The 26,767-nt window shown below is 31.0% G+C and carries 25 protein-coding genes; 12 read left to right on the forward strand and 13 right to left on the reverse strand.

Features of this window, described 5'->3' with window-relative positions; translation table 11 throughout:
* Positions 1 to 41 precede the first annotated feature (41 nt).
* The 3 genes from eno (at position 42) to BWR22_RS04025 (ending at position 3,773) form a co-directional block, all read left to right on the forward strand.
* Positions 42 to 1,334: a phosphopyruvate hydratase gene (eno, locus tag BWR22_RS04015; protein ID WP_076732142.1), complete on the forward strand. Its 1,293-nt coding sequence runs from the start codon at positions 42 to 44 to the stop codon at positions 1,332 to 1,334.
* Between the two features lie 175 nt (positions 1,335 to 1,509).
* Positions 1,510 to 2,796 carry a citrate synthase gene (locus BWR22_RS04020; protein WP_076732143.1) on the forward strand — a complete coding sequence of 429 codons (1,287 nt, stop codon included), beginning with the start codon at positions 1,510 to 1,512 and terminating at the stop codon, positions 2,794 to 2,796.
* A 62-nt stretch (positions 2,797 to 2,858) separates the two neighbouring features.
* Complete coding sequence (locus BWR22_RS04025) at positions 2,859 to 3,773, forward strand: dimethylarginine dimethylaminohydrolase family protein (protein ID WP_076732144.1); 915 nt, start codon at positions 2,859 to 2,861, stop codon at positions 3,771 to 3,773.
* Between the two features lie 106 nt (positions 3,774 to 3,879).
* Here the strand turns inward: BWR22_RS04025 and BWR22_RS04030 are convergent, their stop codons facing one another.
* The 4 genes from BWR22_RS04030 to BWR22_RS04045 all read right to left on the reverse strand — a co-directional run bounded on the left by BWR22_RS04030 (position 3,880) and on the right by BWR22_RS04045 (position 8,416).
* The gene (locus tag BWR22_RS04030) at positions 3,880 to 4,443 is read right to left on the reverse strand and encodes a helix-turn-helix domain-containing protein (protein WP_076732145.1); all 564 of its coding nucleotides are present in this window, start codon (positions 4,441 to 4,443) and stop codon (positions 3,880 to 3,882) included.
* A gap of 188 nt (positions 4,444 to 4,631) precedes the next feature.
* Positions 4,632 to 6,941, reverse strand: a complete 2,310-nt coding sequence (locus BWR22_RS04035) for a TonB-dependent receptor plug domain-containing protein (RefSeq protein ID WP_076732146.1) — start codon at positions 6,939 to 6,941, stop codon at positions 4,632 to 4,634.
* Complete coding sequence (locus tag BWR22_RS04040; RefSeq protein ID WP_076732147.1) at positions 6,934 to 7,833, reverse strand: FecR family protein; 900 nt, start codon at positions 7,831 to 7,833, stop codon at positions 6,934 to 6,936. Before BWR22_RS04040 ends, BWR22_RS04035 begins: the two co-directional genes overlap by 8 nt.
* A gap of 67 nt (positions 7,834 to 7,900) precedes the next feature.
* On the reverse strand, positions 7,901 to 8,416 hold the full coding sequence (locus BWR22_RS04045; protein WP_076732148.1) for an RNA polymerase sigma factor: 516 nt from the start codon (positions 8,414 to 8,416) through the stop codon (positions 7,901 to 7,903).
* Between the two features lie 416 nt (positions 8,417 to 8,832).
* Between BWR22_RS04045 and ffh the strand changes: the two genes are divergently transcribed.
* The 3 genes from ffh (at position 8,833) to BWR22_RS04060 (ending at position 11,905) form a co-directional block, all read left to right on the forward strand.
* A complete protein-coding gene (gene ffh, locus BWR22_RS04050) occupies positions 8,833 to 10,161 on the forward strand; it encodes a signal recognition particle protein (protein ID WP_076732149.1) in 1,329 nt (442 codons plus the stop codon).
* A 129-nt stretch (positions 10,162 to 10,290) separates the two neighbouring features.
* A complete protein-coding gene (locus BWR22_RS04055) occupies positions 10,291 to 11,172 on the forward strand; it encodes a bifunctional 5,10-methylenetetrahydrofolate dehydrogenase/5,10-methenyltetrahydrofolate cyclohydrolase (protein WP_076732150.1) in 882 nt (293 codons plus the stop codon).
* Between the two features lie 10 nt (positions 11,173 to 11,182).
* Positions 11,183 to 11,905, forward strand: a complete 723-nt coding sequence (locus tag BWR22_RS04060; protein WP_083678198.1) for a YwaF family protein — start codon at positions 11,183 to 11,185, stop codon at positions 11,903 to 11,905.
* Here BWR22_RS04060 and BWR22_RS04065 read toward each other — a convergent pair.
* The 9 genes from BWR22_RS04065 to BWR22_RS04105 form a co-directional block, all read right to left on the reverse strand.
* On the reverse strand, positions 11,898 to 12,329 hold the full coding sequence (locus BWR22_RS04065; RefSeq protein WP_076732151.1) for a VOC family protein: 432 nt from the start codon (positions 12,327 to 12,329) through the stop codon (positions 11,898 to 11,900). The two genes, BWR22_RS04060 and BWR22_RS04065, sit on opposite strands and share 8 nt — an antisense overlap.
* 23 nt (positions 12,330 to 12,352) lie before the next feature.
* On the reverse strand, positions 12,353 to 13,138 hold the full coding sequence (gene rluF / locus BWR22_RS04070; protein WP_076732152.1) for a 23S rRNA pseudouridine(2604) synthase RluF: 786 nt from the start codon (positions 13,136 to 13,138) through the stop codon (positions 12,353 to 12,355).
* 18 nt (positions 13,139 to 13,156) lie between these two features.
* On the reverse strand, positions 13,157 to 13,984 hold the full coding sequence (locus BWR22_RS04075; protein WP_076732153.1) for an alpha/beta hydrolase: 828 nt from the start codon (positions 13,982 to 13,984) through the stop codon (positions 13,157 to 13,159).
* 4 nt (positions 13,985 to 13,988) lie between these two features.
* A complete protein-coding gene (locus tag BWR22_RS04080) occupies positions 13,989 to 14,354 on the reverse strand; it encodes a cupin domain-containing protein (protein WP_076732154.1) in 366 nt (121 codons plus the stop codon).
* A 15-nt stretch (positions 14,355 to 14,369) separates the two neighbouring features.
* A complete protein-coding gene (locus BWR22_RS04085; protein ID WP_076732155.1) occupies positions 14,370 to 15,344 on the reverse strand; it encodes a YitT family protein in 975 nt (324 codons plus the stop codon).
* Complete coding sequence (locus BWR22_RS04090) at positions 15,341 to 15,745, reverse strand: hypothetical protein (RefSeq protein ID WP_076732156.1); 405 nt, start codon at positions 15,743 to 15,745, stop codon at positions 15,341 to 15,343. Before BWR22_RS04090 ends, BWR22_RS04085 begins: the two co-directional genes overlap by 4 nt.
* A gap of 54 nt (positions 15,746 to 15,799) precedes the next feature.
* On the reverse strand, positions 15,800 to 16,351 hold the full coding sequence (locus BWR22_RS04095) for a hypothetical protein (protein ID WP_076732157.1): 552 nt from the start codon (positions 16,349 to 16,351) through the stop codon (positions 15,800 to 15,802).
* A gap of 86 nt (positions 16,352 to 16,437) precedes the next feature.
* The gene (locus BWR22_RS04100) at positions 16,438 to 17,976 is read right to left on the reverse strand and encodes a helicase HerA-like domain-containing protein (protein ID WP_076732158.1); all 1,539 of its coding nucleotides are present in this window, start codon (positions 17,974 to 17,976) and stop codon (positions 16,438 to 16,440) included.
* A gap of 100 nt (positions 17,977 to 18,076) precedes the next feature.
* Positions 18,077 to 18,775 (reverse strand): hypothetical protein, encoded by a 699-nt coding sequence (locus BWR22_RS04105; RefSeq protein ID WP_076732159.1) that lies wholly within the window; start codon positions 18,773 to 18,775, stop codon positions 18,077 to 18,079.
* 108 nt (positions 18,776 to 18,883) lie between these two features.
* Here BWR22_RS04105 and BWR22_RS04110 point away from each other — a divergent pair, with 108 nt between their 5' ends.
* The 6 genes from BWR22_RS04110 (at position 18,884) to BWR22_RS04135 (ending at position 26,648) form a co-directional block, all read left to right on the forward strand.
* Positions 18,884 to 19,513, forward strand: a complete 630-nt coding sequence (locus tag BWR22_RS04110; RefSeq protein ID WP_076732160.1) for a 7-carboxy-7-deazaguanine synthase QueE — start codon at positions 18,884 to 18,886, stop codon at positions 19,511 to 19,513.
* A 222-nt stretch (positions 19,514 to 19,735) separates the two neighbouring features.
* The gene (gene asnB / locus BWR22_RS04115) at positions 19,736 to 21,409 is read left to right on the forward strand and encodes an asparagine synthase B (protein ID WP_076732161.1); all 1,674 of its coding nucleotides are present in this window, start codon (positions 19,736 to 19,738) and stop codon (positions 21,407 to 21,409) included.
* 287 nt (positions 21,410 to 21,696) lie between these two features.
* Positions 21,697 to 23,646 carry a DNA topoisomerase (ATP-hydrolyzing) subunit B gene (gyrB, locus tag BWR22_RS04120; RefSeq protein ID WP_076732162.1) on the forward strand — a complete coding sequence of 650 codons (1,950 nt, stop codon included), beginning with the start codon at positions 21,697 to 21,699 and terminating at the stop codon, positions 23,644 to 23,646.
* A 124-nt stretch (positions 23,647 to 23,770) separates the two neighbouring features.
* Positions 23,771 to 24,565 (forward strand): tetratricopeptide repeat protein, encoded by a 795-nt coding sequence (locus BWR22_RS04125; RefSeq protein WP_241828229.1) that lies wholly within the window; start codon positions 23,771 to 23,773, stop codon positions 24,563 to 24,565.
* Between the two features lie 63 nt (positions 24,566 to 24,628).
* Positions 24,629 to 25,639 (forward strand): DUF6588 family protein, encoded by a 1,011-nt coding sequence (locus tag BWR22_RS04130; protein WP_076732164.1) that lies wholly within the window; start codon positions 24,629 to 24,631, stop codon positions 25,637 to 25,639.
* An 82-nt stretch (positions 25,640 to 25,721) separates the two neighbouring features.
* Positions 25,722 to 26,648, forward strand: coding sequence for a malate dehydrogenase (locus tag BWR22_RS04135; protein ID WP_076732165.1), 927 nt, complete (start codon positions 25,722 to 25,724; stop codon positions 26,646 to 26,648).
* The last annotated feature ends 119 nt before the right edge of the window (positions 26,649 to 26,767 follow it).

Genomic DNA, 26,767 nt, shown 5'->3' on the forward strand with positions numbered 1-26,767 from the left:
ATAGTAAATTTGAAGGTTAAATAAATTTTAAAACACCAATTATGAGTATAATAATCAACGTTCACGCAAGACAAATTTTCGATTCAAGAGGAAATCCAACGGTAGAAGTAGATGTAGAAACCGAAAACGGATTTTTAGGAAGAGCAGCAGTACCATCTGGAGCATCAACAGGAGAACACGAAGCAGTAGAGTTGCGCGACGGCGGAAATAAATTTATGGGAAAAGGTGTTACAAAGGCCGTAGAAAATGTAAATACTATTCTAGCCGAGGAACTTTTAGGAGTAAACGTATTCGAGCAAAACTATATAGACACATTAATGTGCGAAATAGATGGAACATCAAATAAAGCTAAGTTAGGAGCAAATGCTATTTTAGGAGTTTCTTTAGCAGTAGCAAAAGCCGCAGCAGCAGAATTAGGAATGCCACTATATCGTTATGTTGGAGGAGTAAGTGCTAATACTTTACCAGTGCCAATGATGAATATTATTAATGGAGGTTCGCATAGTGATGCTCCTATTGCTTTCCAAGAATTTATGGTTATGCCTGTAAAAGCAGAAAGCTTTTCTCATGCATTACAAATGGGAACAGAAATTTTTCATAACTTAAAAAAGGTACTACACGACAGAGGTTTAAGTACAGCAGTTGGAGACGAAGGAGGTTTTGCACCAAATTTAGAAGGAGGAACAGAAGATGCGTTAGACACTATAAAAAAAGCTGTTGATAATGCAGGATATACTTTAGGAGATGATGTAATGATTGCTTTAGACTGTGCAGCAGCAGAGTTTTATGTAGATGGAAAATACGATTACACTAAATTTGAGGGAGAAGCAGGAAAAGTAAGAACAAGTAAAGAACAAGCAGATTATCTTGCAGAACTTTCAAAAAAATATCCAATTATTTCTATTGAAGATGGAATGGATGAAAACGATTGGGATGGATGGAAATATCTTACCGAGCAAATTGGAGATAAAGTACAATTAGTTGGAGACGATTTATATGTAACTAATGTAGAAAGGTTATCTAAAGGAATTAAAAAAGATATAGCTAATTCAATTTTAATTAAAGTAAACCAAATAGGTACGTTAACCGAAACTATTGCAGCGGTAAATATGGCACACAATGCAGGTTACACGTCTGTAATGTCACATAGGTCTGGTGAAACAGAAGATAATACTATTGCAGATTTAGCTGTAGCACTTAATTGTGGTCAAATAAAAACAGGTTCTGCATCACGTAGCGATCGTATGGCAAAATACAATCAATTATTACGTATTGAAGAAGAATTAGGAGAGGTAGCATATTACCCTAAAATGAATGCTTTTAAAATAGGATAATAGCATTTATTAGATATTAAAATTTAAGCCTTTCATTAATTTTTTGAAAGGCTTTTTTGTGCCATAATTTTTATCAATACTTAAATTGTTAAATCCTTGTAAATATACTTTATAAATAGGAGCTTATTTTGTAAATTAGCAGTCCTCAATAAACTAGAAAAAAACAAATAAAAATATGTCAAAAACTGCTACGTTAGAAATAGACGGAAAAAAGCACGAGTTTCCTTTAATTGTAGGAACAGAAAATGAAGTCGCAATAGATATAAAAACACTTAGAAGTGTTACTGGTGGAGTTACTACTATAGATCCTGGTTATAAAAATACAGGTTCTTGCGAAAGTGCCATTACCTTTTTAAATGGAGAAGAAGGTATATTAAGATATAGAGGTTACTCTATAGAAGAACTAGCAGAAAAAGCAGACTTTTTAGAAGTTGCATATTTGTTAATTTTTGGCGAGCTACCAACTCAGCAGCAATTAGATAAATTTAATGAAGATATCAAAGAGCAATCTGTTGTAGATGACGATGTAAAGAAAATATTAGATGCTTTTCCTAAGTCAGCACACCCAATGGGAGTGTTATCATCTTTAACAAGTGCGTTAACAGCTTTTAATCCTTCATCGGTAAATGTAGATTCTGAAGAAGATATGTACAATACCGTATGTAAGATAATGGGAAAATTTCCAGTATTAGTCGCTTGGACAATGCGTAAGAAAAAAGGTATGCCATTAAGTTATGGAGATAGCTCTTTAGGTTACGTAGAAAACATTTTAAATATGATGTTCTCTAAACCAAACGAAACTTATAAACAAAGCGATATATTAGTAAATGCATTAGATAAATTATTAATCCTACATGCAGACCATGAACAAAACTGTTCTACTTCAACAGTAAGAATAGTTGGTTCTGCACACACAGGATTATTTGCGTCTTTATCATCAGGTATTTCTGCACTTTGGGGACCATTACACGGTGGTGCAAACCAAGCTGTTTTAGAAATGCTTGAAGCAATTAAAGAAGACGGAGGAGATACTAAAAAGTTTATGGCTAAGGCTAAAGACAAAAACGATCCTTTCCGTTTAATGGGATTCGGACATAGAGTATACAAAAACTTCGATCCTCGTGCAAAAATTATAAAAGTTGCTGCAGACGAAGTTCTAGGAGATTTAGGTGTTGAAGATCCAGTATTAGATATTGCTAAAGGCTTAGCAGCAGAAGCATTAAGTGACGAGTACTTTGTAAAAAGAAAATTATATCCTAATGTAGATTTTTACTCAGGAATTATTTACAGAGCTATGGGTATTCCTGTAGAAATGTTTACAGTTATGTTTGCTTTAGGTCGTTTACCAGGATGGATAGCGCAATGGAAAGAAATGAGAAACCGTAAAGAGCCAATAGGACGTCCAAGACAAATTTATATTGGAGAAAATTTAAGAGATTTTAAATCTATAGAAAATAGATAAAATAATTAAAATTTTATATAAAGCTTCATAAGAAATTATGAGGCTTTTTTTATATTACTACCATGTTAAAACTTAATATAAAAAACGAAACATCACGGCTTAGAGCTGTTGTTTTAGGTACAGCAAAAAGTAATGGGCCTACACCAAGTTTAGAAGAAGCTTACGACCCTAAATCTGCAGAGCATATAAAAGCAGGAACTTATCCTGTAGAAGAGGATATGGTTAAAGAAATGGAAGCTGTAGCTAGTGTGTTTAAAAAATACGATGTAACAGTTTATAGACCAGAATTAATAGAAAATTGCAATCAAATTTTTGCAAGAGATATAGCTTTTGTAATTGACGATGTTTTTGTAAAAGCAAATATATTACCAGAACGAGAAAATGAGCTAGAGGCTATACAATACATTATAGATAAAATTAATCCAGAAAAGGTTATACGTCCACCGGAAGAAGTACATATTGAAGGAGGAGACGTTATGCCTTGGAACGATTATATTTTTGTTGGTACATATAGAGAAAGCGATTATTCAGATTATATTGTAGCAAGAACAAATATTCAAGGAGTTGAATTTTTAGAAAAAACATTTCCTCATAAAAAAGTAAAATCTTTTAATTTAAGAAAGTCGCAAACCAACCCAAGAGATAATGCATTGCATTTAGACTGTTGTTTTCAGCCTATTGGTACAAACAAAGCAATTTTACATAAAGAAGGTTTTCTTGAAGAAGAAGAGTATGAGTGGCTTTTAAATTTTTTCGGAAAAGACAATTGTTTTATTATAACAAAAGAAGAAATGTATAATATGAATAGTAACATTTTTTCAATTTCTGAAAACGTAATTATTTCTGAAAAAAAGTTTACACGATTAAATACTTGGTTGCGAGAGCAAGGTTTTACAGTTGAAGAAGTGCCCTATGCCGAAATTTCTAAACAAGAAGGATTATTACGCTGTAGTACAATGCCTTTAATTAGAGACTAATTAAAATAATAAATATTTAAGCAAATACATGTGCTAATTTAATTGTGTGTTTTAAAACTAAATTAGCACATAAAGATTAAATACATGCACATGTATTAGTTATAAATTATCTTATGAGTTTTATAATATTTGGGTATAAACTGTCTGTTTTACCTTTATTTGTTTTAATGGCAAAAAATATTGGTAATATTATATTTAGAACATAAAGACCAATAAATATGTAAAGTAATATAGGATAGTATCCATAATGCATTATTTTAGAAAATGCGTATCCTGAAATAGATAAGAATGCTATTATCGACCATATAATTTGAAAATTCAATAAATTTTCTCCAATTTTTTTAAGACCAGTTATTTTATCTTTTTTATTCATCCAAAGAATTAAAGGAAGAATTATATTTCCTACTGGTATTGCTAAAAATGTTATTACAGAAAGATGAAAAATTATAAGATAAGTTTTATCCTCTTTTTTTCCGTAATCCAAAACGTCTTCTGCATTTATATTTAAAACATTACAAATTAAATTTAGTGTTTTACCACGAGGTTCACTTTCATTATTTTCAATTCGTTGAATAGTTCTTAAATTAACTTTAGCAGATTCTGCTAATTCTTCTTGAGATAATCCTTTTTTCTTTCTTATCTCTTTTATTTTTTTCCCGATTTCAGTCATAATTAATTTTGGTTTATTGTTTTAACAAAACTACTTATGAAACAACTTGTTTGATAACGGTTTGTTTGCGACATTTTTACGACATTCTTGTCAATCTATTGATTTTATTGAGTTTTTTAAAGTTTAATAATATTATTTAATATTAGTTTTTACACAAAACTAATTTAAAAACATGAAAAAATCAATTGCTAAAAAAATACTCTAAAACTTAAATTAGGAGTAAAACCAAGCGATTTATTATCTATTTTAGAAATAGAATTATCGTTATTTAAAATATAGTATCTATTAATTGTATTTTTTCGGTTTAGTATGTTCCAAATAGAAAAACCTAACTCTGCTTTTGTTTTTTTTGCCAAATTAAAATTATAAGTACCAGAGAAATCGGTTCTAAAATAATCGTCTAAATTGGTGTTGTTTGCAGTGTCGTAATTAATAGCATTATCAAATACAGGTAACTCATTGTTTGGAGTAGTGGTAGGTTTTCCAGAACTCCAATTAAAACCAAGAGCTAATTTTAAACTATTTAAAGTATAGGTTCCTGCAAAGGTTAATGCATGAGATATATCTGTGTTATTAGCAAAAGATTGGGCGTTGTTTAATGTAGGAAACGAATAGTTATTATCACTTATAGAGTAGCTTAGCCACGTGCTAAATGTTTTAAATTGCTTATTTACTAGAAAATCTATGCCTTTTGTTTCGTAATTTCCAATAGCATTAATGTTTTGATATTGGTTTTGAAAACCTTGACTTCGGGAAGTAATACCATCTACATGTTTTATAAAAGCTTCTGCGCTAACTAACAGTTTGTTTTTATTATAGTGTAACCCAAGTGAGGCTTGATTACTTTCTATTATAGGTAATGTAGTGTTATTAGCTAAGATCCAGCGGCGTTTTTCAATTCCTAAAAAATCGTTTTGTCTTTCTATAACTTGAGACGTAACTTGACTTTTTATTTCACCTAATAATTCAACTTTAAAATGTTTAAAAAATTTATGATTTACACTAATTCTAGGTTCTAATAATAATACATTAAATGGTTTAAAATAGTTGCTTCTTGTACCAATTTTTAAATGTGTTTTATTGTTATAAGAAGAAAAAGTAAATTCACTAAAAGTAGAATGAGTATTTACTACATGTTCAGTATTATTTCTAAATTCAGGATTATTTTGTATTTCTAAATTGGTAATACCAACTTGAGAAAACTGATAACCATTAATCCATCGTAACCTATCGTTAAAATCTAATTTTAACTGAAAAGTAATGCCTTTGTCTAAAACTTCGTTGTTTTGCTGTAAACTTTGGTTGTTTTGGGTATTAAAGTTTGTCGCTTTTAATTTATAGTCTGAAACATTTATTTGCAATTCACTACTTACAAATTTACTCCATTGTCTATTATAGTTTAATCCTGCAGCAAGATTATTTTGTGTTATGCCATTATTTAAAGCAGTTGTAGTATTATTGTTGAAGCTACTCTCTATATAATCAAGAGAATTATAAATGGTAGTGAAACTAATTCTTAATTTATCTTTATAGGAGAGGTCGTGTAATAATTTTGCGCTTATATCGTAGAAATAAAAAGTTTCGTTAGAGGTAGATTTTTTACTGCTTATTGAAGAATTGTCTGCGTCTAAATCTTGAAATATTTTATTAAAGTACTGTGTGTATGTTGGTGTGTTAACAATATCTGTATTAGAGCGTCTAGCAGACACTTGTAGCTCCATATTATCTTGTAGTTTAAGTTTAGTAAATCCATCTAATTGAATTAAATTTAAACCTAGCCCAGAAGTGTTTTTTTGATTTAAATCTGTATCTAATCGCATGTCAATTGTACTAGAAACTCCATCTCCATATAATGCACTTGTTCCATTTTTAGAAATCACAACGTTAGATACTAAATTTGGATTAAATGCAGAAATAAGTCCGAAAAAATGTCCGGATTGATACATTTTAATACCATCCCACAAAATTAAATTTTGGTCATGAGTGCCACCACGAATATTAAGATTAGAAACCGATTCGTCTATACTTAAAACACTAGGTAATGCTTGTACAGTTTGTAAAACATCTGGCTCTATAAGACCTGGAAGTATGCCAAATTCTTCTGTATTTAATACTACTTCTCCAGTTTTAGTTTTTAAAATACCTGTAGTTAAATAGGTTTTTAATTGTACTTCTTGTAAAGCTTCAATTGGTCTAGTTACTTTTCTACTTGGTGCAATAGCAACAAAACGACTATTTATTATTTTAAAATTTAAATTAGTATTTGTTCTTAAGTAAGTTATAGCATCATTATAAGATAATATTTTAGATGGCTCATTAATTTCTACACCTTCTATGGTTTTATCTGCATAGGTAAACCTAATATCAAAACGTTTTTCTAAAGCTTTTAAAATTGTTGTAAGCGGAAGTCTTTCAGTTTTAAAAGTTTGAGATTTCACACTAATAGAACTAAAAAAGAATAGGATAATTAATAGTGCGAACGTAATTTTTTTACTCACGCTTAAGCGATATCTTATTGTTATTTTTAGAATAGGTTAAGTTAAGCGGTAATGTAATGGCTTGCAATGCAATGTCCAAATTATTATGCGCAAAACTACCAGTAAACACTTTATTAGTGTCTATATCTTTAACGCTAAATGTAACATTGTATTGTCTTTCAAATTCAGCAATCACCTGTGAGTAAGGCATGCTTTTAAAAGCAGATTCATTATTAATCCAAAATGGACTCGTGTTATTTACTATTGGTTTTTCAACTAAATTACCGTTTAAAATTAAAAAACTTTCTCCAGGTTTTAAAATTCGTGTAGTAGTATTATGTTCAACCTTTACAGAACCTTCATAACAAGTGACTTCAAAAAGATTTGTTCTGTTTTTTACATTAAACTCTGTACCTAATACAGAAATATTTCCAGCATTGGTGTGTACTGTAAATTTAGAGCCTTTAGCTACTTTAAAATAAGCTTCACCATTTAGGTCTAAATCTCTACTGTCTTTCCAACTACTTTTATTAAAAGCTAGAGTAGATTTAGCATTTAGTTGAACTTGAGAATTATCTGGAAGTAAAATATTTTCTTTTTCGGCTAATTGTGTATTAAAATTCGTGTCTAAGGTTGTTGTATAGTAGTAATAGCCACATAAACAAATAGCTAAAATTGCAGCGACACGTAAAAAAGGTTTTAACCAATTATTTTTCTTTTTAATTTTATTTTTTAAGGTAGCATTTAACCTTTCTAATTCGTAGTCCGAATCAAAATTTTCAGGTTTAAATTGCTGTAAAGATTTGTTCAACCTTATTAATTCGTCATAATCTTCAAGCGCTTTAAAGGCTTCAAGTTCCTGCGAATTAAGGTTGTTATCTAACCATTTTAATATTAAATCTTCTCGTTTCATATTACTTATCCAACTATATAACAACTAAATAATAAAATCTCCTACCATAATAATTTTTTTATACTAGTTAGAGTTCTTTAATGTCTTCTCTTAATTTTTTTAAAGCACCATAAATTCGTTTTTCAACAGCTTTAGTACTAATTCCTAAAAGTTCAGCAATTTCTTTATGTCTTTTACCTTCTACACGATTCATCATAAAAGCTACACGTTGTGCATCGGTTAAGTTTGAGAGAGCAGTTTGTAGTTTTAAATTATATTCCTGTTCTTCTAAAATAAATTCTGGAGATTCGTTTGTATAATGTTTTGGTTTAGTTTGATGGTGTTTTAATACAACTTTATGATGTTTTACTTCATTCAGCATTAAGTTATTAGCAATAGTAAATAAATAGCTTTTCGCTTTATCGGGAGTTACCTTTTTGCAATTTTGCCATAATTTAATAAAAGCATCTTGAGTTTTGTCTTTTGGATTTAAGTGGTCTCCAAATTTATAATATAGGAAGTTACTTAAGTCTTTTGCATGTTTTTTAAACAATGCATTAAAACGAATTTCATCGCAAATATTATCATGTAAATTTTTAGCCATAAACAATTTTAAAACTTTCTAAAAGTAAAAAAAAACAAATACAGAGCTAGGGATTTTTAAAAGTAAATTGTTTTAATATTAATTAAACCAGTTTTAAAAAAAACTAAATATACTTTTTGGGTTATGTTTTTTAAATCATTAAAATTCATTTATAAAAAAAAATATTAGTTGTTAGTAATGCTAGAAGAGAACTGATATTAGATAAATATTGTAGTTAATTTATCTTTTTAAGTAATGCCATATTGCTTTTTAAGAGAGTTAATTTGAAAGCGCTGTCGTTTTTTTTGGCAGCTCTTTTTTTTGATTTAATTTATTGAGTTGAAACTTCATTTATACACTTCAAATTATTAAATTTGCGAATCTTAAGAACGCGTCAGGCTGCCTATTGTAACCTGATTATAGAATACTAAAAGACTATGTTTAATAATTTAAGTGAAAAGTTAGATAAAGCGCTACACGTACTAAAAGGTCACGGAAGCATTACAGAAGTAAATGTTGCCGAAACTTTAAAAGAAGTTCGTCGTGCACTTTTAGATGCCGATGTTAACTTTAAAATAGCAAAAGAATTTACAAACCGTGTAAAGGAAAAAGCTTTAGGAGCTAACGTATTAACAACCTTACAGCCAGGACAATTAATGGTTAAAATCGTTAAAGACGAATTAACCGAGCTTATGGGAGGAGATGCTACAGGTATAAACCTATCTGGAGCACCAACCGTAATATTAATGTCTGGATTACAAGGTTCTGGTAAAACAACATTTTCTGGTAAACTAGCAAACTTCTTAAAAAGCAAAAAAACTAAAAAACCTTTACTAGTAGCCTGTGATGTTTATAGACCAGCAGCCGTAGACCAATTACATGTAGTTGGAGACCAAATTAAGGTAGATGTTTATAGCGATAAAGGTAATACAGATCCTGTTGCCATTGCACAAGCAGGTATTGCTCATGCAAAGGAAAATGGACATAATGTTGTAATTATTGATACAGCTGGTCGTCTTGCTGTAGACGAAGCCATGATGACCGAGATATCTAACATTCACACAGCAATTCAACCACAAGAAACACTGTTTGTAGTAGATTCTATGACAGGTCAAGATGCAGTAAATACAGCAAAAGCATTTAACGATGTTTTAAATTTTGACGGTGTAATACTTACAAAACTTGATGGTGATACGCGTGGTGGAGCAGCAATTTCTATTAAATCTGTAGTAAATAAACCAATTAAGTTTATTGGTACAGGAGAAAAAATGGAAGCGATAGACATTTTCTATCCTTCACGTATGGCAGATCGTATTCTTGGAATGGGAGATGTTGTATCTTTAGTAGAAAGAGCTCAAGAGCAATTTGACGAGCAAGAAGCAAGAAAACTGCAAAAGAAAATTGCTAAAAACCAATTTGGGTTTGACGATTTCTTAAAGCAAATTCAGCAAATTAAGAAAATGGGTAACATGAAAGATCTTGTAGGCATGATTCCTGGAGCAGGAAAAATGATGAAAGATGTAGACATAGACGATGACGCCTTTAAACACATAGAAGCAATAATACATTCTATGACAGTAAAAGAAAGAACCAACCCAGCAATTATAAACGCCAGTAGAAAAAAGCGAATAGGAAAAGGTTCAGGAACATCTGTGCAACAAGTAAATCAATTACTAAAGCAGTTTGACCAAATGAGCAAAATGATGAAAATGATGCAAGGCGGAAAAGGAAAAGCAATGATGAATGCAATGAAAAACATGAGGTAACTCATGTTTTTTTGTTTAAGATAAAAATAAAACAATCCCGAACTCGAAAATTAAATTAGAGCTCACATTATAAATAAATTAGCAACGGTTTTAAAATTTAAAACCTAGCATAGAAACCATTAAGATACTATGACAATTTTAGACGGTAAAAAAATTAGCAACGATATAAAAGAAGAAATCAAAGCTGAAGTTGATAAAATGAAAGCTAACAACGAAAAAGTGCCGCATTTAGCAGCTGTAATCGTTGGTAATGATGGCGCCAGTTTAACATACGTTGGAAGCAAAGTACGTGCTTGCGAGCGCGTAGGTTTCGAGTCTACAATGGTACGTTTATCTAACACCACAAGCGAAATAGAGTTATTAGATAAAATAGAAGACTTAAATAATGATGATGATATTGATGGTTTTATAATACAATTACCATTACCACCGCAAATAGATACTCAAAAAGTATTAATGGCGGTAAATCCAGAAAAAGATGTTGATGGTTTCCACCCAATGAATTTTGGGAAAATGGCATTAGATATGTCAACCTTTATACCAGCAACACCATTTGGTATTTTAGAATTACTTGATAGATACCAAGTAGATACAAAAGGAAAACATACTGTAGTAATTGGTCGTTCGCACATTGTTGGTCGTCCAATGAGTATTTTAATGGGTCGTAAAGGATTTCCAGGAAACTCTACAGTAACACTTACTCACAGTCACACAAAAAATATTACACAAATAACATCTCAAGCAGATATTATTATTTCGGCATTAGGTGTGCCAAACTTTTTAAAGGCAGAAATGGTAAAAGATGATGCCGTAATAATAGATGTAGGAATTACAAGAGTTGCAGATGAGTCTCACCCAAAAGGCTATGTAATTACAGGAGATGTAGATTTTGAGAATGTAAGTAAAAAAGCAAGTTTTATTACACCTGTTCCTGGTGGAGTAGGACCAATGACAATTGCTATGCTACTTAAAAATACATTGTTGGCAAGAGAGCAACATAGATTAAAATAAGTTTTTAAGGGTGGTTTTTGCTAACGCACTTACAACATTGCAGGTTGCTATTGGTAGTATAGAGCATATTTTGCCTGTATTATTTGCAGTTATATTTACAATATGCTTAATTATTTTTGCTAATAAAAAACTAAACAAGGAACAACAAATTACCGTATTTAAAAGCTTAGGTGTTTTTGTATCGCTTACTGTATTAATATATCATTTGTACGCCTATTTTAAAGGTGGTTATAGTATTGTAACAGATTTGCCATTGTACTTGTGCAGTTTTATGGCACTGTTTGTATTTACTTTTACACACTCAAGAAAATATTGGCTTTACGAAATTTTATTATTTTGGATTATTGCAGGAACAAGCCAAGCAGTTATAACACCAGATATTTCTAAAGGCTTTCTAAGTTTTGAATACTTAAGGTACTGGATTGCACATCTAGGTTTACTAGTTATTATATTTTATGCAACTTTTGTTTTAAATATGCGACCTAAATTTAAAAGTGTATTTAAATCGTTTTTTGCATTACAACTATATATGCTTATAATTTTTGGAATTAATTACGTTTTAGGCGGAAATTATTCTTATCTAAATGAAAAGCCAAAATCGGCGTCTTTGTTAGATTATTTAGGCGATTGGCCAATGTATTTGTTGGTAGTAGAATTAATGATTCTGCCTTATTTTTTAATAATATATTTACCATTTTACATAGCCAAAAAGTTTAAAAAACAAACTACTTAGCAAATAATTGATTCATGTCTCTAAAGGCTTTAAACTCTAAGGCATTACCAGAAGGATCTTTAAAAAACATTGTAGCTTGTTCTCCAACTAAGCCTTCAAACCTTATGTATGGTTCTATAACAAATGCAACATTTTTCTGTTTTAAATCTCTAGCCAATTCTTTAAAAGTTTCCCATGGTAAAACAACACCGTAATGCGGTATTGGTACCTGTTTACCATCTACAGGATTAGAAGCATCTTCTTCATTTTCTATTGTAGATTTTGCTTTGTAATGTATAACTAATTGATGTCCAAAAAAATTAAAATCTACCCAATGATCGCTACTTCTGCCTTCTTCACAATTAAGTATATTTTTATAAAAATCACGACAAGCCTCTAAATTATGTACAGGAATAGCAATGTGAAAAGGAGATATTTTAGGCATAAATTTTCGGTTTTGTTATAGGATTAATTAGGTTTTCTTCTGTTTATTTTATGAATCTTTTTACTAAGTTTACTTTCAGTATAATCTTTATCAGAATCTTCTAAAAGCATGTTTAAAGTTTTTAATTCTTCAGCCGTAAATTCTCGATATTCACCAATAGGCACATCAAGTTTAATATTCATAATACGTACACGTTTAAGCGATGTAACTTCGTAGGTTAAATACTCACACATACGTCTAATTTGCCTATTTAAACCTTGCGTTAGTATAATACTAAAGGTTTGAGAGTCTATTTTCCTTACGGTACATTTTTTAGTTGTTTTATCTAAGTCTTCAAGATAAATACCACCAGCCATACGCTTTATAAAAGTTTGCGAAATTGGTTTATCTACAGTGACAATGTATTCTTTTTCATGATTATTACTTGCTCGAAGTATTTTGTTTACAATATCACCATCGTCTGTTAAGAAAATTAAACCTTCACTAGGTTTATCTAACCTACCAATTGGGAAAATACGTTTTGGGTATTTTATAAAATCTATAATATTGTCTTTTTCAACGCGTGTATCTGTTGTGCATACAATACCTACAGGCTTGTTAAAAGCAAGGTAAACAAAGTCTGCTTTTCGTTCTGTAATAGATTTTCCGTCAACTTCAACAACATCATTGTCTCCAACTTTAGTACCTAATTCTGGTACAGCACCATTTATAGTTACACGTCCAGCATCAATTAACCTATCGGCTTCACGTCGTGAACAATAACCAGCTTCGCTAAGATATTTGTTTAGTCTTGTTTGTTTTTCTTCCATAGAAAGCAAAAATACAATTTAAGATTGGATGAAATCGATAACATGCTTATTAACAACTTCATTTCGTAAACCATGGCCATAACCTTTTGTAGAGATGAATTCTACATTTTTATGATGTTTTGCAATTAACTCTGCATCACTATGCGGTATAATTTTATCTTCAACATCATGTATTAAAAGGGTTTTAGTGTCAATTTTTTTAGCAAAATTAGCTAAAGAAAAATGAGAAGGTTGCTTGTTATAGCGTTTTACAACAAGGTTATTTAAGCCATTTTCAATTTTCTTGTTATATCCCATCATATCTACATAACGTTTAAAAACACCTGTAAATTCTGATGGCGCACCTAGTAAAACTAACTTTTCTAAATCTTTATTTTGGTAAGTATGCTGGTAAAAACCTGTAGACATACCACCAACCGAGTGTCCAACAATAATTTGAGGTTTGTAATGTTGCGCTGCTACATGTATACACTCCGAATATAAAATGGCATTAAATTGTTTTCCAGTAGAAGCACCATGTGCAGGAGCATCTATAGAAATTATATTGTAATTTAATTGTTGAAGTTCTTCAATTAAAACTTGCCAGCGGTGAGAATTACTTTCCCATCCATGAGCAAGTAAAATGGTTTTACCATCACCTTGCCATTGGTATGTTGTAATGTCTAAGCCATCGTGTTTAAGCTGAAATGTTTTAGCTGTATTTAAAAAAGCCTTTTGTTTTTCTGAAATACGTCCTTGTCTTGGTGTTGCAAATAAATCTAATGCTTTTTCTGAAGCATATTCTGGAGCAAACAAACTAAGTGCGTTTAAAGAGCTTCCAATAATTTTCACAATTTTTTTTGACATAATTTTACTCTTCTCTATTTACTAAATCCATAGAAAATGCAGGTGTACAAATTGCAATATATTCGCAAGCTATTGTAAACGGATTTGAATATTGTACTCTAGTATTTTTTTCAATTTTAATAGACTGTCCAGCTTCTAAAATTATTTCTTCGCCATCAATAATAAACTGCTTTTTGCCTTTAATAATATAAGTGTACTCGTCAAACTCTGGTGTTTGAAACGGTTCGCTCCAGCCAGCAGGAGCAACCATATGTGCAATACTAATGTCTTTATTACCATCTGTAGCTTGCCCAAAGTGTTCTTCTATTAATTTACCATCAGTTGTTGGTACAACAAATGGGCTGTTTTGTATTGTAAATTTCTTTTTCATAATGTTATTCTCTTTTTATTTTAAAGGCTTTTTTTTAATCATTCCGCCTCTTAAATCTTTTACTATACCCATTATAATAAAAGCATTTTTATCTATTTTATCTATTTCTGTATTAAGTTTAGCTAATTCTAACCTAGTTACTATGGTGTAAATAATATCTTTATCTGTGCCGCTTGCATTGCTTTCGTAACCTCCTTTTCCAGCATAAATAGTACAGGCGCGCTCTAATTTGTTGGTTATCATTAACCTCATAGCTTCATGGTGTTTAGAGATAATAGTAACGCCAACATATTCCTCTACGCCATCAACAACAAAATCTACTGTTTTTGCAGCAGCCAAATAGGTAAGTATTGCGTAAAGTGCGGTTTCTATAGAAAGCGTGTATGCACCTACCGAAAAAATAAGGATATTAATTAGTAGTAAAACATCACCAATGGTTAGAGATAGTTTTCTGCTTAAATAAATAGCTAAAACTTCTGTACCATCAATAACGCTTCCGCCACGCATTGCCATTCCTATTCCTAATCCTAAAAAAAAGCCTCCAAATACGGCAATTAATAATTTGTCTTCTGTTATAGTTGGATAGTTAACAAAATGTACTACAATTGCTAAAAATGTAATGGCTATAAAACTTTTTATTGCAAATTTAACACCAATGGTTCGTGTTGCTAATAACAAAAAAGGAAGATTAACAAATAGTAATAAAACACCAAGAGGTAAGGATGTTATATTTTGAAGTAATAATGAAATACCAGTTGCGCCACCATCTATAAATTGATTTGGAAGTAAAAAACCGTTTAAGCCAAATCCTGCTGAGAAAACACCAAAAATTATAAAAATATATTCTTTAATTGCATGGCTAATTTCAACTTTTATATTGTTTACAACTGGCGCAATTTGTGTGTCTGTTATAGGTTGTTTTTTTAGTTGTTTTCCTTCTATTCTTTTACGAGCAATATCTACTAAAAATTTACCAAAAAGTGGATTCATTGTTTGTTTATTTTACTTTCATATTCTTCAAGAATACTAGTTAACTTTTGTAAAGATGCTTTGTCAAAAATTTCGGTGTTTATTTTAAATGATTTTTGATGTTCTGAAACCAATTCATAGCTCGAAGCAAATCTGATTATTTTACTTAAAGAAGATAGGTCAAATTCTTTTAATGGAAAGTGATTTTTTTTTATTTTTTTATTTTCAATAATGTAAAAAGGTTTTCTTTCGTAAAAAGAAAGAAAAATATAAAGAATACCTAAAACAAGGCTTAAGCCATTAAAAAATGACATGCTCTTGTCTTCGTCTAATAAAGAACTGAAACCCGATAAAAACCATATAATACCTATAGCTAAATTTAGTTTTGGAAATGTTTTTTTATGAATTTCTACTTTGTTCAATTTTTTAAATTTAAATGTATAGTTTTTATAACTATTAATTAAGTGAAATTTAAACTACCATCGTACCATAAAGTATTTTATTTTAGCATTGTCTGGAATGTTAATTTCGTCAATTTTTTTAGCTTCGTCATAACGTAATTCTTCAGGTAATTCTTCTTTGCTTATTGTAAAAAAGGTATTGTTTTCATCTACAAAAATAATAACGTTTCGCATTGTATTTTCTATGCTAGATATTTTATGATTTTGTTTAATATCACTAAACGTACTTAATGTAGAAATACCAGTTTTAGTTTTAAAACGTGGGTCTATAATTTTAACTGTGCCAATAGTTGTTGTAGAGTCAAGAGCTTCTTTAGGTAATAATTCTAATAATGGTTTTCCTCCTTTTTCAAAAATCTTAATTTCATTTACATTGCCCAAAAACTCATCTCCGGCAATTTTTCTTACTATAGAATCGTTTACAAAAACTGTTTTTAGGTCTTTAACTTGCGTAGAGTCTGTTAATAGGCCAATGTTGTTTTTTGATATTAAAAATAAATCTACCTCTTTGTTGCAAGAAGTCATTACTATTAAAATTGTAAGTAGGGCAAAAATTGTTTTTTTCATTTAATTTATTTTGTAATAATTTATTTAACCTTTCTTTTAATTTTAGAAAGGTTTTTTAGGTATAATAATTTTAAGTGCTAACTTAATTACATTACTTTTTTTAGTATGCCAAATACGCTACGAATAAAGGTTGCGCTTGTTAGTACTTTTACTATTGGGTTTTGTGCAGTGCTTCGTCTTCTGGTTGTAGTTCTACTTGCTGCCTTTCTAGCTTTAGCTTCGGCTTTTTCCTTTTCTTCTTGTGCTTCTAATTTGGCTTTAGCTTCTTCGGCTTTGTCTATTTTTTTATTAAGCATTTCGTAAGCACTTTCTCTATCAATCTCTTCGTTGTATTTTAAAACAAGCTTAGAGTCGTCAAGTAAATTTTGAAGTTCGTTAGGAGTTAAAATATCCATACGACTCATTGGAGCACGCATCATTGTTGCTGCTAATGGTGTTGGACGTCCTTTTTCATCTAAAGCAGAAACTAGAGCTTCACCGGTTCCTAAAGCGGTTAAAATTTCGGCAGTGTCATAGTATTCTGTATCAGGATAATTTTGTGCAGCTAATTTAATTGCTTTTCTATCTTTTGCAGTAAAGGCACGTAAAGCATGCTGTATTTTTAAACCTAATTGACTTAATACGCCTTCAGGAATATCTGTTGGGTTTTGGGTTACAAAATATAAACCAACGCCTTTACTACGTATTAGTTTTACAATACTTTCTATTTGGTTTAATAATGCTTTAGAAGCTTGGTTAAAAATCAAGTGAGCTTCATCAATAAACATTACCAATTCTGGTTTGCCAGAATCGCCTTGCTCTGGTAAAGTTTCATAGATTTCGGCTAATAAACTCAACATAAAAGTTGAGAATAATTTTGGTTTATCTTGTATATCTGTTAAACGAATAATATTTATATAACCACGAGAATCTCTTGTGGTTCTCATTAAATCTTCAACTTCAAAGCTTTTTTCTCCAAAAAACAAGTCGCCACCTTGCTGTTCAATTTCAATTACTTTTCTTAAAATAGCGCCGGTGGAAGCAGAAGAAATTCTTCCATATTCTTCTTTAAATTCTTCTTTTCCTTCGTTAGTACAGTATTGTAATATTTTTTTAAAATCTTTTAAATCTAATAAAGGTAATTTGTTGTCATCACAATATTTAAAAATTACAGCAACAATACCTGCTTGTGTATCTGTAAGGTCTAATATTCTAGATAATAGTACTGGACCAAATTCTATAATTGTAGCACGTAAGCGTACGCCATCTTGCTCGGAAAGCGACATAATTTCTACAGGAAAACCTTTAGCTTCAAAATCTAAACCTATAGCCGCGTGACGTTCATCTATTTTGGCGTGACCTGGACTTGGTTGGGCTAAACCACTTAAGTCTCCTTTAATATCCATTAATAAAACGGGAACACCTTGATCGCTTAGGTTTTCGGCTAATACCTGTAAGGTTTTTGTTTTTCCTGTTCCAGTTGCACCTGCAATTAAACCATGACGATTCATAGTTTTTAAAGGTACTTTTACAAAGGCATCCTTAATAGTTTTGCCATCTAACATGGCAGAGCCTAAAGTAATAGATTCTCCTTTAGTAATATTACCGTTAGTTATGTGTTTAAAGAATTCGTCTTGTCTACCCATGCTTATATAATTTTGGATAAAAATACATGAAAAAAAAAGAAGAAAAAAATCTCCTTTTCAACTTAATCACCAATATTTTACAGTGTGTTTAAAGCTGTTGTTAATTAAGTTTAGTAATGCCAAAATTTATAAATTTAGCATGTAATGGGCTATCTTCATTATTTAAAACGTAACGAAATGTAACAATATCGTTTTCAGAAACAGGATACATTATATTTCCGCTGGTTCCCCAATAATTAGTGCTTGGTAAAGAAGAGTAACCTCTAGATAAATAAGCAACTAAGCTACCATTAATATTTATGGCTAAAATGTATTTTTTATTACCGCTAGGCATATTTGAGGTAGAGAGAGATGCACTAAATAAATAATTTCCTTCTTCTTTTATTTTTACTCTTCCATCACCAATAACTTCATATGCATTTGGATTTGTAGCGATAACATCATCACTACCAATAGGGAAATCTACATAGGTGTTATCGGGTGTTTGTAAGGCATTATTTCCGTTAGAATAACTTTTGTTTAGTATAATGGAACTATTATTCAAGCTAGACCAATTATTATTTTTAAAAACACAATAGGAATTTAAAGTGGTATTAAAAACTAATGCTCCATCTAAAGGAGTGGAAATTGAATTCATCTGTTCTGTAGTCATTCTTGGTGGTACAAAAGCACCAGTAGTACTATCAATTTGTAATGAAGATCCATCGTCTGGATTTGTAGTGCCAATACCTACTTGAGAATAGGTGTTTAAGAGATTAAAAAGAACAATAATTAGGGTAATACTTATTTTTTTAAACATTAAGGGATATGTTTGAGGGTTTTATTTTGCTATCGTTACAAAACTAAAAAAAAAATAAATAGAAAAATTGAACTATAAAAAGTTTAACGTAATGTATCTTTGCAAGCTATGACGCAAGAAGTTCAAAATTTAGTAAACCAAGGTAAAATGTTACCGTTAATGGAAGAGTTTTATACCATACAAGGTGAAGGATTCCATAAAGGTACAGCTGCTTATTTTGTAAGAATTGGTGGTTGCGATGTTGGTTGCCATTGGTGTGATGTTAAAGAAAGTTGGATAGCGCAATTGCATCCACCAACAGAAACAGAAAAAATTGTTGCTAATGCAAAGCAATACAGTAAAACTATTGTTGTTACTGGTGGCGAACCACTAACATGGGATATGACCGAGCTAACAAAACAGTTAAAAGCTGAAGGTATGAGTATTCATATAGAAACATCTGGAGCTTATGAGTTAACAGGTGAGTGGGATTGGATATGTTTATCGCCAAAAAAAATGAAACTACCTACTCAAGGTGTGTACGATAAAGCAAACGAACTTAAATGTATTATATACAATAAAGACGATTTTCGTTTTGCCGAAGAACAAGCAGAAAAAGTAAACGGCGATTGTATTTTATATTTACAGCCAGAATGGAGTAAAAGAGATAAAGTAGTCCCAATGATTGTAGATTACGTTATGGCAAACCCTAAATGGAAAGTGTCACTACAAACTCATAAATATTTAAATATACCTTAAATAAAAGCCTTCAAATTTGAAGGCTTTTTTATTTTAAAGCACTAAACTTAACAATTTAAAGTTTAGACTTCCTTTTTTATGTTTTATTGTTTCGTTTTTAATACATTTTTTTAAATTAAGTTTTAAAGTGTAAGTGTTATAGTGTTTAATGTTTTAATATTGAAACATAAAACCAATATTTGCTATATCAATTAGAATAAAAGAATTTAAAATATATAAGTTATGTGTGGAATTGTATGTGCTTTCGATTTAAAACAGAAAAGTGAAGATTTAAGACCTCAGGTTTTAGAAATGTCTAAAACCATTCGTCATCGTGGTCCAGATTGGTCAGGTATTTATAGTGACGACAAAGCTATTTTAGCACACGAGCGTTTGGCAATTGTAGATCCAGCATCAGGTAAACAGCCATTATTTAGCCCAGACAGCAAATTGGTTTTAGCTGCAAATGGCGAAATTTATAACCATAGAGAAATTCGTAAGCAATTTGAAGGAAAATATGATTTTCAAACACAAAGTGATTGCGAAGTTATTTTAGCTTTATACCAAGAAAAAGGTGTTGATTTTGTAGACGATTTAAATGGAATTTTTGGATTTGCAATCTATGATACAGAAAAAGACGAATACTTTATTGCTCGTGATCATATGGGAATTATTCCTTTATATATAGGTTGGGATCAAAACGGAACTTTTTATGTAGCTTCAGAGCTTAAAGCTTTAGAAGGTATTTGTACAAAAATAGAATTGTTTCCTCCAGGACATTATATGTCTAGTACAGATGGTAAGTTTGTAAAATGGTATAACAGAGATTGGAGCGAATATGATGCTGTAAAAGAAAACGAAACTAGCATTGCTGAGGTAAAAGAAGCTTTAGAAGCTGCAGTACGTAGACAATTAATGAGTGATGTGCCTTATGGTGTTTTACTTTCTGGCGGATTAGATTCTTCAGTAACTTCTGCAATTGCAAAAAAATATGCACAAAAGCGTGTGGAGTCAGACGACCAGTCAGACGCTTGGTATCCACAATTGCATAGTTTTTCGGTTGGTTTAGAAGGTTCTCCAGATTTAGCAGCTGCACAAAAAGTAGCAGATCATATTGGTACAGTGCATCATGAAATTAAATTTACAATTCAAGAAGGATTAGATGCTATTAAAGATGTAATTTATAACATTGAAACTTACGATATAACAACAATACGTTCAAGCACACCTATGTATTTAATGGCAAGAGTTATTAAGTCTATGGGAATTAAAATGGTGTTGTCTGGCGAAGGAGCCGATGAGATTTTTGGAGGTTACCTATACTTCCATAAAGCGCCAAACGCAAAAGAGTTTCATGAAGAAACAGTGCGTAAATTAGATAAGTTACATATGTACGATTGTTTAAGAGCTAACAAAAGTTTAGCTGCTTGGGGAATTGAAGGTCGTGTACCATTTTTAGATAAAGAATTTATGGATGTTGCAATGCGTATTAATCCACAAGATAAAATGATTAATGGAGAACGCATGGAAAAATGGGTAATCCGTAAGGCATTTGAAGACATGTTGCCAGAAAGTGTAGCATGGAGACAAAAAGAGCAATTTAGTGATGGAGTTGGTTATAGCTGGATTGATACTTTAAAAGAAATTGTAGAAAAAGAAGTAAGCGATGAGCAAATGGAAAATGCAAAATTCCGTTTCCCAATCCAAACACCACAAAACAAAGAAGAGTTTTATTACCGTTCTATTTTCGAAAGTCATTTTCCAAGCGATGCGGCAGCTAAAAGTGTACCGCAAGAAGCAAGTGTAGCATGTAGTACAGCAACAGCTTTAGAATGGGATGAAGCATTTAAAAACATGAACGAACCTTCTGGTCGTGCAATTGCAAACGTTCATGATAAATCTTATGCTACATCTTAAATATGCATATTTTACAATAAATAAATAAGATTATTAGCTCAAAAATCTCGCATTTGCGGGATTTTTGCATTTTTAGCTTTTTACAAGAATTAAAAATAAGCTAAAATCTATTTTAAGGTGGTTTTTAAGCGATTTAAGCAACTTTGCAAAAATCAACAATTGTTAATAAAAAACGCGTAAATCCGTTAAACGGTGTTAAATAAGCTTAATGTTTTCGTATATTTGTTTGTCGTCAAAAATTCAGATTTTGTGACAGTACAAATTAATTTAAGAAATATAATATCTATATGAGCGATAAAAAAGAAGAGTTTAATAAGCACAATTATTCGGCCGATAGTATTCAAGCATTAGAAGGAATGGAGCACGTACGTATGCGTCCTTCAATGTATATTGGAGATGTAGGAGTACGTGGTTTACACCATTTAGTTTACGAGGTAGTAGATAACTCAATTGATGAAGCTTTAGCTGGACATTGTGATAATATTACAGTAACAATTAACGAGGATAACTCGATTACAACAGAAGATGATGGTCGTGGTATTCCTGTAGACATACATAAAAAAGAAGGTATTTCTGCACTAGAAGTTGTAATGACTAAAATTGGAGCAGGTGGAAAATTCGATAAAGATTCTTATAAAGTATCTGGTGGCCTTCACGGTGTTGGTGTAAGTTGTGTAAATGCATTGTCTGAACATTTAACAGCAACAGTTTACAGAAACGGTAAAATTTGGGAGCAAGAATACGAACGTGGTAAATCTTTATATCCAGTAAAAGCCATTGGCGATACAGATAAAAGAGGAACAACAGTAACCTTTAAACCAGATCCAACAATATTTACTCAAACTTTAGAGTATAACTACGATACTTTAGCAAGTAGAATGCGTGAATTAGCGTATTTAAATAAAGGTATTACAGTACACTTAATAGATAAAAGAAGTAAAAAAGAAGATGGTTCTTACGAAGGTGAAACATTTCATTCTGAAGAAGGATTAAAAGAATTTATCAAATTTTTAGATGCTACAAGAGAACCTTTAATGAAAGATGTAATCTCTTTTGAAGGTGAAAAAAATGGCGTGCCAGTTGAGGTTGCAATGGTTTATAATACCTCATATGCAGAAAACTTACACTCTTATGTAAATAACATTAATACACACGAAGGAGGTACGCACCTTTCTGGTTTTAGACGTGGTTTAACACACACGCTTAAAAAATATGCAGATGAATCAGGAATGTTAGACAAACTTAAGTTTGATATTGCAGGAGACGATTTTCGAGAAGGTTTAACAGCAATTGTATCTGTAAAAGTTCAAGAGCCACAATTTGAAGGCCAAACAAAAACTAAATTAGGAAACAGAGAGGTATCTGCATCTGTAAGTCAAGCAGTGTCTGAAATGTTATCCGATTATTTAGAAGAACATCCAGAAGATGCTAAAACCATTGTACAAAAGGTAATACTTGCAGCACAAGCACGTCACGCAGCACAAAAAGCGCGTGAAATGGTACAGCGAAAAACAGTAATGAGTATTGGTGGTTTACCAGGAAAATTATCAGACTGTTCAGAGCAAGATCCAGAAAAATGTGAAGTATACCTTGTAGAGGGAGATTCGGCAGGTGGAACTGCAAAACAAGGTCGTGATAGAGCATTTCAAGCTATTTTACCATTACGAGGTAAAATTCTTAATGTCGAAAAAGCTATGACACATAAGGTTTTTGAAAATGAAGAAATAAAAAATATTTTTACAGCTTTAGGTGTTACTATAGGTACAGAAGAAGATAGTAAAGCACTAAACCTTTCAAAATTAAGATACCATAAAATAGTAATCATGTGTGATGCCGATATTGATGGTTCTCACATTGAAACACTTATCTTAACATTCTTCTTCCGTTATATGAAAGAATTAATCGAAAACGGACACATTTATATTGCAACGCCACCTTTATATTTAATTAAAAAAGGAGCTAAAAAGCAGTATGCATGGAACGATGAAGAACGTGCAGCACTAATGGCAGAATATGGAGATGGAGCAAAAATACAGCGTTATAAAGGTCTTGGAGAGATGAATGCAGAACAACTTTGGGATACAACTATGAACCCAGAGTTTAGAACATTACGTCAAATTCATATAGACAATGGAGTAGAGGCAGATAGAGTATTCTCAATGTTAATGGGAGACGAAGTGCCACCAAGACGTGATTTTATAGAAAAGAATGCTGTCTATGCAAATATTGATGCATAAATACTTTTACAAGTTTTAAAAACTTAAATCAAAAGCCTGTAATGTTTTATTCATACAGGCTTTTTTTAATTCTATTTTTATGTTAGGTGTTAGAAGTTGTCTTTTTATAATAATTAGTCTTTTTGTGCTCTCATGTAATACAAGCTCTAAAACAAATAAGGCACAAGGCGATAATGTTAATTTTTCTGTAGAAAAGAGAGATTCTATTGTAAATAAGGTTATGGAAAAGGTTAATAAGTATTATTTAAACTCTCAAGAAAGAAGACTAGCTTTAGATTCTGCCATAAAAAAACATCCTAATATTGCTTACTTCTACCAACAAAGAGCTATGCCTTTGTATAAACAAGATAAAGATGAGTTAGGATTACCATATTTAGAGAAAGCAGCAGCCTTAGATCCAAAAACATATGTAGAATATATGGCATTTATAAAATGTATTTTCTCTAAAAACTATAAAGATGCAATATTAGATTTTAATAAGGCATTAAAGCTAAATGGAGCATCTTATGTTATGGATCATTCTTACTATTTTTATTTAGGTTTATGTAATTTGCAATTAAATGAATTTAAAAAAGCTGAAGATTATTTTCAAAAAAGTATAGATCAATCTATAAGAGAAGAAAGCGAAGATTGGGTGCATTATACAGATTTAATGTATTTAGGAATTGCAAAATATGAATTAAAAGATTATGAAAATGCTATAAAAGTTTTCGATAAAGCCTTGTTGCAACAGCCAAAATTTAGCGATGTAAAATATTATAAAGCCTTAAGTTTGTTTAATATAAAAAAAATAGATGAAGGCCAAGTTATGCTTATAGAAGCTAAAGAAGATTTTTTAAATAATAATACTATGCGTGAAGATAATTCAATTTATGAGCGCTATCCGTATCAAGTACAAAAACATTGGTTTGGTTTATAAAAATTTTAAAACTAAAAACCCTCTATTTACGTTAATATAATAACTAACAAAAAAATATATAACATGAAAATTAAAATAACATTAATAGTAACGTTACTATTTTCGGTATCAATATCATCACAAAATCTAGACGATTTTTTAATTGCTGGAGCAGAAGATGCACAACGTTTTGCAGCAGATTATCTTAGACCAGCCAATAGCGCGTTGGTTTATGGTATTAATAATAGTTGGTACAACAATACAAAAACACTTAAACGTTTTGGATTTGAAATTTCAATTATTGGAAATGGAGTATTTATTAAAGATGAAGATCGAGAATTTGTTTTAAGAGCAAATGAGTATAATAACTTACGTTTTCCAGATAATAGTGCTTCAAAAACAGTAGTTACCGCTTTAGGGCATAGAGACCCAAAACAACAAGTAATTCTTACCTACGATGCGCCAATATTTGGAGGTCAAGAAATAACAATAGACTTGCCAACAGGCCTAGCCGAAATGAATATAAACACCTTGCCAACAGCTTTCTTGCAAGCTAGCTTTGCTCCATTTTATGGTACACAAGTTAAGGTGAGGTACTTTCCTAAAATAGACCAAAACGATGTCGAAACAGGCTTTTATGGTATTGGTTTACAGCAAGACTTTACAGCATTTTTAAAAGAAGATAGCTTGTTCCCACTTACTGTTACCGGACTAATTGCTTATACTCAATTAAACGGTGAGTACGATTTGCAAGGAAACATTCGTGTAGCAGGAAGCAATCAAAGAATAGAAACAGAAACCAGTACAATGTTATATCAAGCTATTGTTGGTACAAAACTAAATAAAATTAATTTCTATGGCTCAATTGGTTATGTAGATGGCCAAAGCGAAACAAAACTAGCCGGAGAATATCGTGTATCTAATCTTGCTGTTTTTTCAGAAGGAGTTACAGATCCAGTTAACATAAATGAAGATACAGACGGTTTAATTTCAACTTTAGGAGCAAATTTAAAATTAGGAATTTTTGGATTAAATGCTTCGTATTCTTTTGCAGAATTTAATAGCGCTTCTTTAGGAATGAATTTCACCTTTTAAAAGTTTTATTAATCACTATTTTCTGAAGCAAAATTTGTAAATTTGATACTTAAAATTAAAATAAACAAAAAACATAATTAAAATGAAGGTAACAGTAGTTGGAGCAGGAGCAGTAGGTGCAAGTTGTGCTGAATATATTGCTATTAAAGATTTCGCAAGTGAAGTTGTAATATTAGACATTAAAGAAGGTTTTGCCGAAGGTAAAGCAATGGATTTAATGCAAACTGCTTCTTTAAATGGTTTCGATACAAAAATTACAGGAAGTACAAACGATTACTCTAAAACAGCAGGATCAGACGTTTGTGTAATTACTTCAGGTATTCCAAGAAAGCCTGGTATGACTCGTGAAGAGTTAATTGGTATTAATGCAGGAATAGTAAAAAGTGTATCTGCTAGTTTAATCGAGCATTCTCCAAATACAATTATTATTGTAGTATCTAACCCAATGGATACAATGACTTATTTAGTTCATAAAACAACAGATTTACCTAAAAATAGAATTATTGGTATGGGTGGAGCATTAGATTCTGCACGTTTCAAGTACCGTTTAGCAGAAGCTTTAGGAGCACCTATTAGTGATGTAGATGGAATGGTAATTGGTGGACATAGCGATAAAGGTATGGTGCCATTAATTGGTAAAGCAGCAAGAAACAGTGTAAAAGTTTCAGAGTTCTTATCAGAAGAAAGAATGGAGCAAGTAGTACAGGATACTAAAGTTGGTGGAGCAACACTTACAGGATTATTAGGTACTTCTGCTTGGTACGCACCTGGAGCAGCAGTATCTGCAATGGTTCAGGCAATTGCTTGCGATACTAAAAAAATATTCCCATGTTCAGCTTTATTAAATGGTGAATTTGGATTAAGCGATTTATCAATTGGTGTACCTTGTGTATTAGGAGCTAACGGAATTGAAAAAATTGTAGAAATTAGTTTAACAGATGCTGAAAAATCAAAATTATCAGAATCTGCAGAAGGAGTTAAAAAAACAAACGGCTTATTAGAGTTATAATAAAATAACACCGCTTATAAGTTTTTTAATTTTCAGATTTAAAAACTATAAAAAAACCTCACAATTACTTTGTGAGGTTTTTTTGTTTTTGATGATTATTATTTTTTAAAAATTATATT

Origin of the sequence: Lacinutrix venerupis (assembly GCF_001971745.1) — a bacterium.
Classification (GTDB): domain Bacteria; phylum Bacteroidota; class Bacteroidia; order Flavobacteriales; family Flavobacteriaceae; genus Lacinutrix; species Lacinutrix venerupis.